This is a genomic window from Micromonospora fiedleri (assembly GCF_016774385.1).
Taxonomy (GTDB): domain Bacteria; phylum Actinomycetota; class Actinomycetes; order Mycobacteriales; family Micromonosporaceae; genus Micromonospora; species Micromonospora gifhornensis.
This window is the reverse complement of the sequence record NZ_JAETXL010000010.1, coordinates 163,902-177,945: the sequence shown is the minus strand read 5'-3', so window position 1 is coordinate 177,945 and position 14,044 is coordinate 163,902. Positions and strand designations below refer to the sequence as shown.

At 71.9% G+C, this 14,044-nt stretch carries 12 protein-coding genes; 4 read left to right on the top strand and 8 right to left on the bottom strand.

Going from position 1 to position 14,044, the window contains the following annotated elements:
• The first annotated feature begins 16 nt into the window (after positions 1 to 16).
• Positions 17 to 2,500 (top strand): DNA gyrase/topoisomerase IV subunit A, encoded by a 2,484-nt coding sequence (locus JMF97_RS25675; RefSeq protein WP_203223846.1) that lies wholly within the window; start codon positions 17 to 19, stop codon positions 2,498 to 2,500.
• A 128-nt stretch (positions 2,501 to 2,628) separates the two neighbouring features.
• Here the strand turns inward: JMF97_RS25675 and JMF97_RS25670 are convergent, their stop codons facing one another.
• From JMF97_RS25670 to JMF97_RS25635, 8 genes are all read right to left on the bottom strand, one after another.
• Positions 2,629 to 3,972, bottom strand: coding sequence for a uracil-xanthine permease family protein (locus JMF97_RS25670; protein ID WP_203223845.1), 1,344 nt, complete (start codon positions 3,970 to 3,972; stop codon positions 2,629 to 2,631).
• A gap of 287 nt (positions 3,973 to 4,259) precedes the next feature.
• Complete coding sequence (locus JMF97_RS25665; RefSeq protein WP_203223911.1) at positions 4,260 to 5,294, bottom strand: PseG/SpsG family protein; 1,035 nt, start codon at positions 5,292 to 5,294, stop codon at positions 4,260 to 4,262.
• Positions 5,291 to 6,025: a cytidylyltransferase domain-containing protein gene (locus JMF97_RS25660; protein ID WP_203223844.1), complete on the bottom strand. Its 735-nt coding sequence runs from the start codon at positions 6,023 to 6,025 to the stop codon at positions 5,291 to 5,293. The genes JMF97_RS25665 and JMF97_RS25660 overlap by 4 nt, the downstream gene beginning before the upstream one ends.
• The gene (locus tag JMF97_RS25655) at positions 6,018 to 7,841 is read right to left on the bottom strand and encodes a class I SAM-dependent methyltransferase (RefSeq protein ID WP_203223843.1); all 1,824 of its coding nucleotides are present in this window, start codon (positions 7,839 to 7,841) and stop codon (positions 6,018 to 6,020) included. Before JMF97_RS25655 ends, JMF97_RS25660 begins: the two co-directional genes overlap by 8 nt.
• The gene (locus JMF97_RS25650; protein WP_203223842.1) at positions 7,838 to 8,677 is read right to left on the bottom strand and encodes a hypothetical protein; all 840 of its coding nucleotides are present in this window, start codon (positions 8,675 to 8,677) and stop codon (positions 7,838 to 7,840) included. The genes JMF97_RS25655 and JMF97_RS25650 overlap by 4 nt, the downstream gene beginning before the upstream one ends.
• Positions 8,678 to 8,686: 9 nt before the next feature.
• Positions 8,687 to 9,844, bottom strand: a complete 1,158-nt coding sequence (locus JMF97_RS25645) for a DegT/DnrJ/EryC1/StrS family aminotransferase (RefSeq protein WP_203223841.1) — start codon at positions 9,842 to 9,844, stop codon at positions 8,687 to 8,689.
• The gene (gene pseB / locus JMF97_RS25640) at positions 9,841 to 10,851 is read right to left on the bottom strand and encodes a UDP-N-acetylglucosamine 4,6-dehydratase (inverting) (RefSeq protein ID WP_203223840.1); all 1,011 of its coding nucleotides are present in this window, start codon (positions 10,849 to 10,851) and stop codon (positions 9,841 to 9,843) included. The genes JMF97_RS25645 and pseB overlap by 4 nt, the downstream gene beginning before the upstream one ends.
• Positions 10,852 to 10,960: 109 nt before the next feature.
• Complete coding sequence (locus JMF97_RS25635; protein ID WP_203223839.1) at positions 10,961 to 11,470, bottom strand: GNAT family N-acetyltransferase; 510 nt, start codon at positions 11,468 to 11,470, stop codon at positions 10,961 to 10,963.
• 77 nt (positions 11,471 to 11,547) lie between these two features.
• On the opposite strand from JMF97_RS25635, the gene JMF97_RS25630 reads away from it, so the two are divergent.
• The 3 genes from JMF97_RS25630 to JMF97_RS25620 are packed head-to-tail and all read left to right on the top strand — an operon-like array spanning position 11,548 to position 13,791.
• Positions 11,548 to 11,799, top strand: coding sequence for a phosphopantetheine-binding protein (locus tag JMF97_RS25630; RefSeq protein WP_238360123.1), 252 nt, complete (start codon positions 11,548 to 11,550; stop codon positions 11,797 to 11,799).
• Positions 11,796 to 13,040: an AMP-binding protein gene (locus tag JMF97_RS25625; protein ID WP_203223838.1), complete on the top strand. Its 1,245-nt coding sequence runs from the start codon at positions 11,796 to 11,798 to the stop codon at positions 13,038 to 13,040. The genes JMF97_RS25630 and JMF97_RS25625 overlap by 4 nt, the downstream gene beginning before the upstream one ends.
• Positions 13,033 to 13,791, top strand: a complete 759-nt coding sequence (locus tag JMF97_RS25620; protein ID WP_238360122.1) for an SDR family NAD(P)-dependent oxidoreductase — start codon at positions 13,033 to 13,035, stop codon at positions 13,789 to 13,791. Before JMF97_RS25625 ends, JMF97_RS25620 begins: the two co-directional genes overlap by 8 nt.
• The last annotated feature ends 253 nt before the right edge of the window (positions 13,792 to 14,044 follow it).

Sequence of the window (14,044 nt, the reverse complement as noted above, 5' to 3'; positions counted from 1 at the left end):
GAAGGAAAGCTGAACCATGGCACGCCGCAAGGAAACGAAGGTCGACCACTCCGCGTTCGACCGGGCCGGCGCGCGGGTCTTCGACAACCCGCTGGTCACCGAGGTCTCCGACTCCTACCTGGAGTACGCCTTCTCGGTCATCCACTCCCGGGCCCTGCCGGACGCCCGCGATGGCCTCAAGCCGGTGCACCGGCGCATCCTGTACGCCATGTACGAGTCGGGCTTCCGGCCCGACCGGGCGCACGTCAAGTCGGCCCGCGTGGTCGGTGACGTGATGGGGCGCTACCACCCGCACGGCGACACCGCGATCTACGACGCCATGGTCCGAATGGCGCAGGACTTCTCCCTCAACGTCCCACTCATCGACGGACATGGAAATTTTGGGAGTCCGGACGATGGACCGGCAGCGGCGCGCTATACCGAGGCGCGGATGTCGCGGGAGGCGATGCTGCTCGTCGGCGAGTTGGGTGAGGAGACCGTCGACGTCGAGCCCAACTACGACGGCTCGCTGACCCAGCCCACCGTGTTGCCGGCCGCCTTCCCGAACCTGCTGGTCAACGGCACCTCCGGGATCGCGGTCGGGATGGCCACCAACATGATCCCGCACAACCTGGGGGAGGTCGTCTCGGCGGCGCGCTGGTTGATCCGGCACCCCAACGCCACCCTCGACAAGCTGATGGAGTTCGTGCCCGGCCCCGACCTGCCCACCGGTGGGCTGCTGCTCGGCCTCGACGAGGTGCGCCGCGCCTACGAGACCGGCCGGGGCGTGGTGCGCATGCGCGGCAAGGTGGAGATCGGCCCGCTGGAGGGCAGCCGGGGTCGGCAGGCGATCACCGTGGTCGAGTTGCCGTACGGGGTGGGCGCGGAGAAGGTCATCGCGGCCATCACCAACGAGGTCACCAAGACCAAGCGGCTCACCGGGATCGCCGACGTCAAGGACCTGACCGACCGGGAGAACGGCACCCGCCTGGTCATCGAGTGCAAGGTCGGGGTCAACCCGCAGGCGCTGCTGGCCGACCTGTACCGCCTCACCCCGCTGGAGCAGTCTTTCGGCGTGAACAACCTGGTGCTGGTCGACGGGCAGCCGCGCACCCTCGGGCTGAAGGCGCTGCTGGAGGTGTTCCTGGCGCACCGCTACGAGGTGGTGACCCGGCGCAGCGCATACCGCAGGCGTAAGCGCCAGGAGCGGCTGCACCTGGTCGACGGTCTGCTGATCGCCCTGCTCGACATCGACAAGGTGGTCAAGCTGATCCGGGCCAGCGAGGACGCCCAGGCCGCGAAGGACGGCCTGATGCAGAAGTTCAAGCTCTCCGAGATCCAGGCCAGCTACATCCTGGACACCCCGCTGCGTCGACTGACGAAGTACGACCGGCTGGAGTTGGAGGCCGAGCAGGAGAAGCTGCGCGCCGAGATCGCCGAGCTGTCCACGATCCTCGACGACGAGAACGTGCTGAAGAAGCTCGTCTCCGACGAGTTGGCCGCGGTGGTCAAGCAGTTCGCCGCCCCGCGTCGGACCACGCTTGTCGACGGTGACCTCAAGGAGGTGCTCGCCGCCTCCGCCCCGGCCGGGCCGCTGGAGGTGGCCGACGACCCGTGTCAGGTGATCCTGTCCGCCACCGGTCTGGTGGCGCGGACCGCGGCCGAGTCGGAGGAGGCCGCCGAGGGGCGGCGTCGGCACGGCCGGGTCAAGCACGACGCGGTACGCGCGGTGGTGCACTCCACCGCCCGAGGGCGGGTGCTGCTGGTGACCAGCGCCGGTCGGGCGTTCAAGGTGGACGTGCTGCCGCTGCCGGTGTTGCCGGAGCAGGCGGGCACGGTGTCGCTGCGTGGTGGGATGTCCGCGGCCGAGTTGGTGCCGTTGGAGCCGGGGGAGAGCGTGGTCGGTCTGGCGCCGCTCGGTCCGACGGCCGAGGGTTCACCCGGTCTGGCGTTGGGCACCCGTCAGGGGGTGGTCAAGGTGTGTGCCCCGGACTGGCCGGTCCGTTCCGACGAGTTCGAGGTGATCGGGCTGCGGGACGGCGACGAGGTGGTCGGGGCGACCTGGTTGACCGACGGTGCCGAGTCCCTCGCCTTCCTGACCAGCGCGGCGTCGCTGTTGCGTTTTCCCGCCGGCACGGTTCGCCCGCAGGGGCTCAAGGGTGGCGGCATGGCCGGTGTCGCCCTGCCGGACGGGGCGCAGGTGGTGTACTTCGGTGCGGTGCGCACGGATGATCCGCAGCACGGTGAGCCGATGGTGGTCACCTCCACCGGCGCCACGGTCAAGGTGACGCCGTTCGCGGCGTACCCGGCGAAGGGGCGGGCGACCGGCGGGGTGCGCGCGCAGCGGTTCCTCAAGGGTGAGACCGACGTGGTCGTCGCCTGGATCGGTCCTCGCCCGGTGGGTTCGACGGCCAATGGTGAACCGGTCGAGCTGCCGACCGCCGATCCCCGTCGTGACGGTTCCGGTTTCGCCGTGATGCTCGGCCCCACCGTGATCGGTCATCAGATCGATCGTCAGTAGCTGGAGGCCTCCGGTCGGCCCGGAAGTGTGAACCGGGCCGGCCGGGGCACATCACCACCGTCTACTCGGGCTGCCGTGCCGGGTATCCGGTTCAGCCCTGACGCTGCTGGCGAGCCGAGTGGATCTGCTCAGAGTTCCGGCTCGGGGCCCTGGCCGGAGGTCGGGGTGGTGTTGCGGAGGCGGGCGATGAGGCGCATACCGTGGTAGGCGATCAGGGCGGCGGCGGTGCCCAGGGCGATGCCGTTGAAGGAGAGGTCGCCGGCGGTGAGGGTGTAGTTCGCGGCACCGATGATCACCGCGACGGCGGCGGTGAGCAGGTTCACCGGGTCCTGGAAGTCGACCCGGTTGTCCAGCCAGATCCGGGCGCCGAGGATGGCGATCAGCCCGTACAGGGCGGTGGTGGCGCCGCCGAGCACACCGGCCGGCACGGTGAGGATCAGCGCGCCGACCTTCGGGCTGAGCCCGAGCAGCACCGCGGCCAGCCCGGCCACCCAGTACGCGGCGGTCGAGTAGACCCGGGTCGCCGCCATCACGCCGATGTTCTCGGCGTACGTGGTGGTGCCGGAGCCGCCGCCGGAACCGGCGAGCACGGTGGCCAGGCCGTCACCCATGAACGCCCGGCCCATGTCCCGGTCCATGTTCCGGCCGGTGGTGGCGGCGACCGCCTTCACATGCCCGGCGTTCTCCGCGATCAGCACCAGCACCACCGGGATGATCAGCACCACCGCACGCAGGCTGAAGCTGGGCGTGTGGAACTCGGGCAGCCCGATCCAGGCGGCCTCCCGTAGGCCGGTGACCGTCGCCGGGGCCAGCCCGCCGGTGAACGCGGCGAGCAGCCAGCCGACGAGCACGCCGAGCAGGATCGACAGCCGGGCCAGGAAGCCCCGGAACAGCACCGTGAACAGCAGGATCGACACGAGCGTGACGACCGCGATCAGGGGTTGGGCCTTGACCCCGCCGTCGCCGCCGCCGTCCCAGGCCACCGGGGCGAGGTTCAACCCGATCAGCATCACGATGGCGCCGGTGACCAGGGGCGGCATCAGCCGGGTGATCCAGCCCGCGCCGGCGACCTGCACCACCAGGCCGACCAGGGCCACCGCGACGCCGGCCACCACGATGCCGCCGAGCGCCGGGCCGATGTCACCGCCGGCCTTGGCCGCCAGCACCGGGGCGATGAAGGCGAACGACGAGCCGAGGTACGACGGCAGCCGGTTGCCGGTGATGAGCAGGAACAGCAGGGTGCCCAGCCCGGAGAAGAAGAGCGTGGTGGCGGGCGGGAAACCGGTGATCAGCGGCACCGTGAAGGTGGCGCCGAACATCGCCACCACGTGCTGCACGCCGATGCCCAGGGTGCGGGGCCAGGAGAGCCGCTCGTCGGGCTGCACCACGTCGCCGGGGCGTACGGTGCGGCCGTCGCCGTGCAGCGACCAGGGCGACCAGCGGGAACGCGGTTCGGTGGGGGACTGGGTCATGGTGGCCCTTCGCGTCGGAGTGCTGACGGGGGCGATCGACCCTGGAGGTAATTTCTAGCACGGCCGGTCGCGGGGCCTGCGGAGGTGGCGCGGGCGCTCCACCAGCCGAGCCCTGCGCTGTGCCGTCAGGCGACGCCGGCGGGGCGCCCCGACGACTCAACGGATGCCGGCGCAGTCGTCCCGGCAGCGGCCCGAGCGTCGGCTCCGCGTCGGTGACGTCCAGCATCGACGGCTGGTAGGCGGCCTGCGACATAGGGGCACCCTAGCGGGCGATTAGCACAGGCGTTCTACCAAGACGCCAGGCGTTCGAGAACAGCGTCGACCACCCGGACTCGCCCCCGCCCGTCAACCGCCGACCAGGCCCGCTGCGACAGCGCCGCCCGGTGTTCCGCACTGCCCAGCAGCGCGTCCAGGGTCTGCGCGGCGGCGGCCCGGGCGGTCGGGTCGGCGACCAGGGTCGGCAGCTCGCCGAGCCCGGCGGCCAGCCCGGCGGAAACCACCCGTTGGTACGACTCGCGCTGGTTGTCCACCACGCAGACCAGCGCCGACGGCGCACCCAGGCAGCACAGCTCCCAGGTCGACGTGCCGGCCGCGCTGACCACCAGGTCGGCTTCGGCGATCAGGGCCGGCAACCGGCCGGTCGGCGGCAGCACCGTCAGCGTCTGCCCCGGCGCCGGGGCGAGCCGGGCCAGCCGGTCGGCCAGCTCGGGACGGCCGGCGACGACGGTGAGCGCCATCTGCCGGCCGGTGGACAGCAGCACCTCGGTCAGCAGCGGCGCCGCGCCGGCCGCATCGGTGCCACCGAAGAAGGCCAGCACCGTCGGACGATCCACCGGCACCGCCGGGCGGGCCGCCGCCGGCCGGGCGGCCAGCACCTCACCCCGCAGCAGGGCGTACGCGCTGCCGGCCAGCAGCCGCCCCGTCGGCACCACCAGGTCGGTGTCGAAGTTCTGGTCGAGGTAGAGGTCGGCGTCCTGTCCCCGGGTGTCGCCGTCGACGATCGCCAGGGTCACCACGCCCGCCGCACGCACCGCGCCGGCCGCGGCCGGATCCAACTCGTACGAGTCGAGCACCAGCACGTCCACCTCGTGTCGGCGTACCGTCTCGACCAGTTCCTCGGGGGTTTCCGGGCCCGGATGTCGTGGGATGCCTCGGGCGGCGAGTTGGTCGGCCGCCCAGTCGACGCCGGCCACCGTGCCGAACATCTGGACCCGGGCACCCCGGCTCAGGAACTCCTCACCGAGGGCGAGGCAGCGGACCAGATGCCCGACCCCGCGCTGCGGCCCGGCGTCGCACCGCAGACCGACCCGTGGCGTGTTCAGCTCTCCTCCAACCGCTTCTGCCGGACGTCGGCGTTGAGGGCCCGCAACTCCGGCTGCCCGTCGAGCCAGTCGGCGAGCTTGGCCAACGGCACGCTGACGTCGCCGAACTGCTCCACCACCGCCCGCACCAGCTGCCAGTCCGGCTCGGTGTCCAGGGTGAGCCGCAGCGCGGAACGATCCGGGGTCAGCGTCACGCCGAGCACCCGGAACAGCTCCGGATGACGGTACGCGTACGAGGTGACGTGCACCCGGTGGTGCGCGGTGGCGAGCCGATCCACGGTCCGCAACGCGTCGGCCCGGATGATCTCGACGTCCAGCCCGCGGGGCAGCGTACGGGCGATCGACGTGCTGACGTAGTCGAGACCCGGCGCGCCCCGGTACACCCCGGCGACCAGGGCGACGATCTCCGGATCGAGCAGCGGGCAGTCGGCGGTGAACCGCATGACGGCGTCGGCGGGATGCGCGTCGAGCGCGCCGACGAACCGGGTCAACACGTCGTCGACGGGCCCGCGATGCCAGGCCACCCCGAGCCGGTCACACTCGGCGACCACCGCGTCGTCGGAGCAGTCGGTGCTGGTCGCCACCACCAGGTCGGCGAGCACCCCGCTGTCCTGAGCGGCCCGCACCACCCGGCCGAGCACACTGCGTCCGGCCAGCGGGCGCAGCACCTTGCCCGGTAGCCGGGACGAACCCATCCGGGCCTGGACGATGCCCACGATCCGGTCACTCACGGTTGCCGTCCTTCCGGGTGATGGCCGCACGGGCCCGTCGTTTCGCGGCCCGCGCCCCTCGACGGGCGATGCGGGCCGGGGTGATGGCCAGCCGGGCGAGCTGGTAACTGACCGTCCCGCTGAGCAGGTCGAGCTTCGCCTCGGCCCGGCGCAGCGCCTTCTCCCGCGAGGCGAGCAGGTCCTCGGTCCACTTGAGCGCCGCGGCCAGCCGGGTGTTCTCGTCCCGCTGACGCAGCCAGGCGTCGCGCAGCTGCTGGTAGCTGTGCCGTCCGGGCGGCGGGTCGGTGGAGGTGACCGTCCGCAACCCGGCCTCGGGTCCCCCGCCTCGCTCCACGTCCGGGCTGTCCCGGTGTTCTGCATCTCGGATGCGTCGGACGGCGGCTTCGACGTCCAACGCAGCGTCGACGACGGCCCGGTCGAAGTCCCGCCCGGCCACGCCACCGAGGACCACGGTCAGGCCGACCGCGTCCAGTGTGGAGGTCCACGGGTGGGCGTAGCCGCCGGTGAGCAGTTCGGTGGCGAAGCGCCACAGGGCGCGGAACAGCACCACGTCGACAGGTAACGGGTCGTCGGCCCGCCAGCTCGGGTCGAGCACCGCGAACCGGTCACCGGCGACGACCAGGTTGTCCACCCCGGCCAACGCCACCGCACCGGTGAGCCGGTCGGTGGCGGCCTGGTTGGTGAGCCAGTCGGCGTAGTTGCGTAGCAGTCGGCGCAGCAGGGCCGTGTCGCGGCGCAGGCAGCCGTCCAGCAGCAGGCTGTGCAGCAGCCGCCCGTCGGGCACCGGCCCGTCCGGCGCTGCCGGGTCGAGGCAGGCGATCTCCCGACTGGCGTACGGCGCAGGCGTCGCCGCGGCCGCCACCGGACCCGGTCGATGCCAGTGCCAGCCGTGCGGACCGTCGACGACCTCCACGATCCGGGCAACGCGGTCGCCCGTCGACAGCACCGCCGCCGGCAGCGGGGTACGGGTGGCGGTGAGCCGGTCGCACTCGTCGTCGAAGGCGGGTGGACGGTGCGCGACGGCCAGCCAGGAGGGGGCCAGATCACCCGCCCGCCCGGCGTACAGCGCGTCGACCGCCAGCCGGGCCGGGTCGGCGAGCACGAACCGGCCGGCGTAACCGCGGGTGCAGCTCTCCTGCAGGACCGCCTCGAACAGCCCGGACGTGGTCCGCCGGGCCAGCTCGTCGGTCGCCAGCAACGCGGTGGTCGACTCCGGGCGGGGATAGCCGGCGTAGCTTCCCGTCACCCGCAGTCCCACCGCGTCGAGCCGCAGCCGCAACTGGTCCAGGTTCGCCGGGCGACCCGTGTCGAGCACCCCGCCGACCGTCCACTCGGCATCGTCCCGGCCGACGTACCAGCCGGAGGCCGCCACCAACCGGTGGACACCGAGCGGGTTGTCCAGCCGCAGCAGCAGGACACCGCCGGGGCGTACCGCCGCCGCCAACCGGCCCAACACCCCGCCCCAGCCCAGCCGGGGCCCCTCGACCGACTCGACCGCATCCAGCCCGGCGGCGGCGATCACCACGTCGTACGCCTCGCCGGTCGGCAGGCCGGTCGCTCCGGCGGCCATCACCCGGTCGACCCGGTCGGCCAGCGCCGCCGCGTCCGGGTAGCCGCGCAGCAGAGCGGTGACCCGGGCCCCACCCAGCGCGTCGAGCACCGCCGGATCGACCGGCCCGGCCAGCAGCACGTCGGCGCCGGGCGGCACCAGCCGCGCCACCAGCGCGGCCAACGGCCGGTTGCCGGCATCGGCACGCCGGTCGGACCAGGTCAACATCTCACCGCCGGGCAGCGTCACCGCCGTCTCGGTCGTCACGCGCTCTCCTCCTGAACAGCAGCCGTCCAGCCGAGCAGTTCGCGTAGCGCGGCCGGTGGGTAGCGGTGGTCGACGCCCAGTTCGGCACGGGCGATCTCCACGGCGGTCGGCAGGTCCACCTGTTCGCCGTGCAGCTCGGGCCACTGCCGCCGGATCCGGGCGGTACCGCCGAAGGTCGGATCCTCGCCGGCCAGCACCATCGGATTGCCGTACACCGCCGGTTCGCAACCGGCCGCGATGCCGTAGAAGATGGCGCTGGTCAGCCGGTTGGAGGCGACCCGGGCGTGCCGGCGCAGCTCGGTGAGTTGACGATCCAGGAATTCCGGGTCGGTGTCGGACCACCAGTGGCCGCGATAGCCGTGGCAGATGACCCGGAAGCCGGCGTTCTCGTACCGGCGGCGTACCCGAGGCATCCGGTGCTCGTGCCAGTAGAGGCAGACCGTGACCGGCCCGGGTTCGGTCTGCCGGATCTGGGCGATCAGCCGATCGTGGTCCCCCTCGACGTGCTGACCCTCCCAGCCGTGGAACGGGTACCAGATCGTCCCGGCCCGCTGCGGCGGCGACTGCGCTTCGGGGCGCATCGCCAGCAGGTAACCGAACGGTGCCCCGATCACGGTGACGTTGCGCCGCCCGACCGACCAGGCCCGCCGCCGGGTCTGCTCCGACCACAGCAGACTCGGCGTGCCCTCGGCGTACGGGTGTCCGGGGGCCAGGCCGTCACCGATGTTCCAGCCGTGCTGGACGTACCCGTTGATCCGCGGTGGATGCCCGTCGCCGAGTCCCGCGTAACGGGCCAGCACGTGGGCGTGGCCGTAGAAGTGGTTCGCGTGGTGCATCGGCGTCCCTCAGGCGACGGGACGGACCGGAACGCCACGCAGGGCCGCGGCGAGCGCGTCGACGACACGCTCCTGGTCGGTGTCGCTGAGTCCCGGGAACAGCGGCAGCGACAACTGCTGCGCGTAGAACCCCTCGGCCACCGGGCAGCTGCCCCGCCGGTAACCGAGATCGGCGAACGCCGGATGCCAGTGCACGGGAAGGTAGTTGACCTGCACCCCGATGCCGGCGGCGCGCATCGCGTCGTACACCTCGCGGCGTCGACCGTCGAGCACCCGGATCGGGTACAGGTGCCAGGCCGGGCTCGCCCAGTCCCGTCGCCCCGGTGTCAACACGCCCGGCAGGTCGGCGAGGGCCTCGTCGTAGCGGGCCACCAGTTCGGCGCGGCGGCGCAGGAAGGCATCGAGGCGGCGCAGTTGGCTGCGACCCAGCGCGCAGAGCACGTCCGGCAGCCGGTAGTTCAGCCCGAAGGCGTGCACCTCCTGGTGCCAGCCGCCCTCGTCGGGCCACCGCAGCTCGTCGCGTTCCCGGACCAGTCCGACGGTGCGGAAGCGGCGCGCCCGGGTGAGCAGCTCGGGATCGGCGGCGGCGACCGCGCCACCCTCGGCGGTGGTCAGGTTCTTGGTGGGGAAGAAGGAGAACGTGGTCAGGTCGGCCAGCGAACCGACCGGACGGCCCCGGTAGGTGGCGCCGATGGAGTGCGCGGCGTCGGCGAGCAGCAGCGCGTCGCTGCCGGCGAGACCGGCCCGCAGGGCGTCGTAGTCGGCCGGGTGACCGGCGTAGTCCACGGCGGCGACGACAGCCGTCCGCCCGGTGGTCGCCGCCGCCACCGCCGCCGGGTCGAGAGTGAACGTCTCCTCCTCGACGTCGGCGAATACCACCCGCGCGCCCAACGCGACCGCGCTGCTCGCGGTGGCGACGAACGTCATCGGCGGCACGATCACCTCGTCGCCCGGGCCGACCCCGGCCGCCGCGTACGCCACGTGCAGCGCCGCCGTGCCGTTGGAGACCACGGCCACCCCGGCCCCGCCGGCCCACCGGGACAGCTCCGCCTCGAAGGCGGCGACCTCGGGGCCGGTGGTGAGCCAGTCGCTGCGCAGCGCCGCGACCACGGCCGCGACGTCGTCGTCGGTCACCGACTGCCGGCCGTACGGTAGGAAAGAGGTCATGCTTCGCCACCGGGCGACAGGCTCGCCGCCGTAATGCCGAGCATGTCGCGCAACTGCGGCACGCTGAGCCACTCGTCGTTGGTGTCCGACTGGTACGCGAAGCCGTCCGGCACCGGCTCACACTCGACCGGCGGCTGGTAGCCCCAGGTGGCGATGGTCGGCTGGACGATGAACCGATCCTTGGCGATCAGCGTCCGGCGGCTGTCGTCCGGCGCGATCATCTCCTCGTGCAGCTTCTCTCCGGGGCGGATGCCGATCTCGTGGGTGGTGGCGTCCGGGGCGACCGCCTCGACCAGGTCGAGGATGCGCATGCTCGGGATGCGCGGCACGAACAGCTCGCCACCCTGCATCTGGTCGAACGAGTCCATGACGAACTGCACGGCCTGGTCCAGCGTGATCCAGAAGCGGGTCATCCGCTTGTCCGTGATCGGCAAACTCTTGCCCTCGGCGGCGAGCCGACGGAACAGTGGCACCACCGAACCCCGGCTGCCCACCACGTTGCCGTAGCGCACCACGGCGAACCGGGTCGGGTGGTGCGCGGCGTAGTGGTTGGCGGAGATGAACAGCTTGTCGCCGACCAGCTTGGTGGCGCCGTACAGGTTGATCGGGCTGGACGCCTTGTCGGTGGAGAGCGCGATGACCTTGCGTACCCCGGCCTCGATCGCCGCGTCCACGACGTGCTGGGAACCGGTGATGTTGGTGGCGATGAACTCCGACGGGTTGTACTCGGCCGTGTCGACCTGCTTGAGGGCGGCGGCGTGCACCACGTGGTCGACGCCGTGCATGGCCCGGGTCAGCCGGTGCCGGTCCCGGATGTCGCCGATGAACCAGCGCAGTCGGGGGTCGTCACCGAGCTGCTGGCGCAGTTCGTACTGCTTGAGCTCGTCGCGGGAGAAGACCACCACCCGCGCCGGGTCGGCCTCGGCGAGGAGATGCCGCAGGAAGGTCCTGCCGAAGGAACCCGTACCCCCGGTGACGAGGATGGACGATCCACTCAGCTCGCTCAATGTGGTGCTCCCGTGTTCGTCGGTGATGCGGTTAACCGGACCCACTCAACCGGTGCATGGACAGCCAGGGGAAAACGGTTCATGAACAGTTGATGGACGGTACGGTAAATCAGCGCCTGCGGCGAGCAGCGCGATCGAGAGAAATGGGAATGACGGTGATTTCCCGACCGTCGTGAATCTCGATCCGTCCGGTGCCTTCGACGAATCGAAACCGTCGGTTCATCTGTCGTACGGCGGTGTTGTGCGCGAGCACCTCGCCGTCGAGCCGGTCCAGATTCAGCACATCGAAGGCGTGGTCCACCGCCGCGCGCATGACGTCGATCCAGGCGGGCAGCGTCTCGCCCCGCTCGGCCAGCGCGTCACCATCCAGGTAGAAGCCCCAGGAGCCGGTACGCGCAGCGGCGAACCGCAGGTCGAAGAAGTTCACCACCCCGCTGGGCAGCCCGTCGCGCAGGTAGATCAGCACCCGCCGGGTCGGGTCGGTCCGGACGGCTGCCCACCAGCGGACGTGCTCGTCGGCGCTGATGACATGGTGCGTCTTGCTAGCCAGTCGGTTGATTTCCTGATTACGCCAGGACAACATCAGGTTAACGTCTTCCTCGGTGGCGTCACGCAGCATGTCCCGCTCGCTTTCTGATCCATTTCCGGGCCCCCGGGAACCCTAGTCACCAACGATCTGGCTGTACACTCCGGCGCATGACGGAATTGAGTCGTGCACGAATTCGCGACCTCATGGGACAGGTGCTGGCCAATCAGGGCAAGGTGCTGCCCGATGACGACGGCGCGGATCTGCGGGAGATCGGCTTCCGGTCGTTGGACTTCTCCGAGTTGGCCTTGCGGGTGGAGGACGAGACCGACGAGGAGTTGAACTTCGACGCGGCGGGACTGCGCCGGATCGCCACCGTCGGCGACGTCCTGGACTTCCTCGCCGACCTCCAGCGGCCGTGAGCGTCGACACCGCGCGCCCGGCCGCACCGCCCCCGGCCGGTCTGGACAACCGGGTCGTGGTCGACGGCACCGCGTTGTCCTGGCGGGACCTGCCGGAGCTGAGCCTGCCCGCCCCGGTGGCGCTGCTCGCGCACCGCGCCCGGTACGCCCTCGCCGCCGCCCGCCACCACACGGTGCACGGCACCGAACTGCTGCTCACCACGGCCAGCCGGGCCGACAGCGTGCTGCGCACCGAACTGTCCGGGGCCGGCTTCACCGTCACCGACACCGGCGGTGCCGACCTCGCGCCGTCGCGACCGCGGGCCGGCGAACCCGGCCGACTGTGGCTGCTCACCTCCGGCACCACCGGCCGCCCCAAGCGGGTCGGGCACACCCTGGAGTCGCTGACCACCGTCCGTGGCCGCCAACCCGACCGCACCTGGCTGTGCCCGTACGCGCCGGGCAGCTACGCCTGGTGGCAGGTGGTGACGCTGTCACTGACCCAGCCGGGGCAGCATCTGGTGGTGGTGGAGCCGGAGCAGCTCGACGACTGGCCGGCGCTGGCCGCGACGCACGGGGTGGACGCGGCCTCCGGCACCCCGACCTTCTGGCGTCGAGCCCTGCACCGCGACCCCGCCGCCCTCGCCCGGGTGCCGCTGCGCCAGCTCACCCTCGGTGGCGAACCGGTCGACCAGGCGATCCTGGACCGGCTCCGCGAACTCTTCCCCACCACCCGGATCTCCTGGATCTACGCCTCCTCCGAGGTCGGCGCGGCGATCGTGGTGCACGACGGCCGGGCCGGGTTCCCGGTCGAGTGGCTGGACCGGCCGGCACCGGGACGCCCCACCCTCGGTGTACGCGACGGGGAACTGGTGGTCACCTCGCCGTATCACGGCGTCGGCCTGGCCGGCCCGATCCGTACCGGCGATCGGGTGCAGGTCGTCGACGGCCGGGTCCTGATCACCGGTCGCCTCGACTCCGACGAGATCAACGTGGGTGGCAGCAAGGTCTCCGCCGGCGCGGTACGGGACGTGCTGACCGCCCACCCGCAGGTGGCCTGGGCCCGGGTCGGTGCCCGGCGCGCGCCCCTGCTCGGCCACCTGGTCGTCGCCGAGGTGGTACCCACCGCCACTGTCGGGCCGCCCGACGAGGCGGCGCTGGTGCGCTGGTGCGCCGACCGGCTACCGGAGTACGCGGTGCCCCGCCGGATCCGTCTGCTGCCCGAGATCCCCGTCAAGGAGACCCTGAAAAGCGATGTCTGACCCCACCATGTCCGCCCCGGCAGTCCCGCCGTCCACAGTGGTGCTCGTCTCCGGTGGTTCCCGCGGGCTCGGCCTCGCCATCGTCACCGACCTGCTCGACGCCGGTCTGCGGGTGGCCGCCTTCGCCCGCACCGTCACCCCGGAGTTGGCGAAGCTCGCCGACACCCACCCGGACCGGACGCACGTCGGCTCGGTCGACGTCACCGACCTCACCGCCGTGCAGGCGTTCGTCCGGGCCGCCGAGCAACACCTCGGCCCGATCGACGGCCTGGTCAACAATGCCGCCATCGGGCAGGACTCCCTGCACGTACACACCGCCACCGCCGACCTGGCCGGGATCGTCGAAACGAACCTGACCGCGCCGCTGCAACTGACCCGCCTGGTCGTACGCCGAATGCTGGCGCAGGGCCGACGCGGCCGGATCGTCAACATCACCTCGATCTGCGGGCAGCGCGGCTTCCCCGGCCTGGTCGCCTACTCGGCCACCAAGGGCGGCATGGACGCAGCCACCCGCTCCCTGGCCCGGGAGTTGGGCGGCCGCGTCCTGGTCAACGCCGTCGCGCCCGGCTTCTTCGCCTCGGAGATGTCGGCGGTGCTGGGCCAGACCCAACTGGACCAGATCGTCCGCCGCACCCCGACCGGCCACCTGACCGAGCCCGACGAGGTGCTCCCGGTGGTACGGATGCTGCTACGCGAGCAGACCAACATCAACGGCCAGGTCCTCGTGGTCGACGGTGCTGCCTCGATCTGACGCCGCCTACCGCCACGGCCAAGCCGGCGACCCCATCCCCTCCGCCCCGCCCACCGCCGACGCAGGCTCATCCGCACCCACCGCCGACGCAGGCTCATCCACGTCCACCGCCGACGCAGGCTCAACCGCACCCACGGCCCGGCCCGAGGCACCTACGGACGGGTTCGAGGCGCCGGCGGACGGCTTCGGGGTGCAGCCGGGAGGGTTTGGGATGCAGTCGAAAGGGTTCGGGGCACCGTCGGCCGGGTCCACG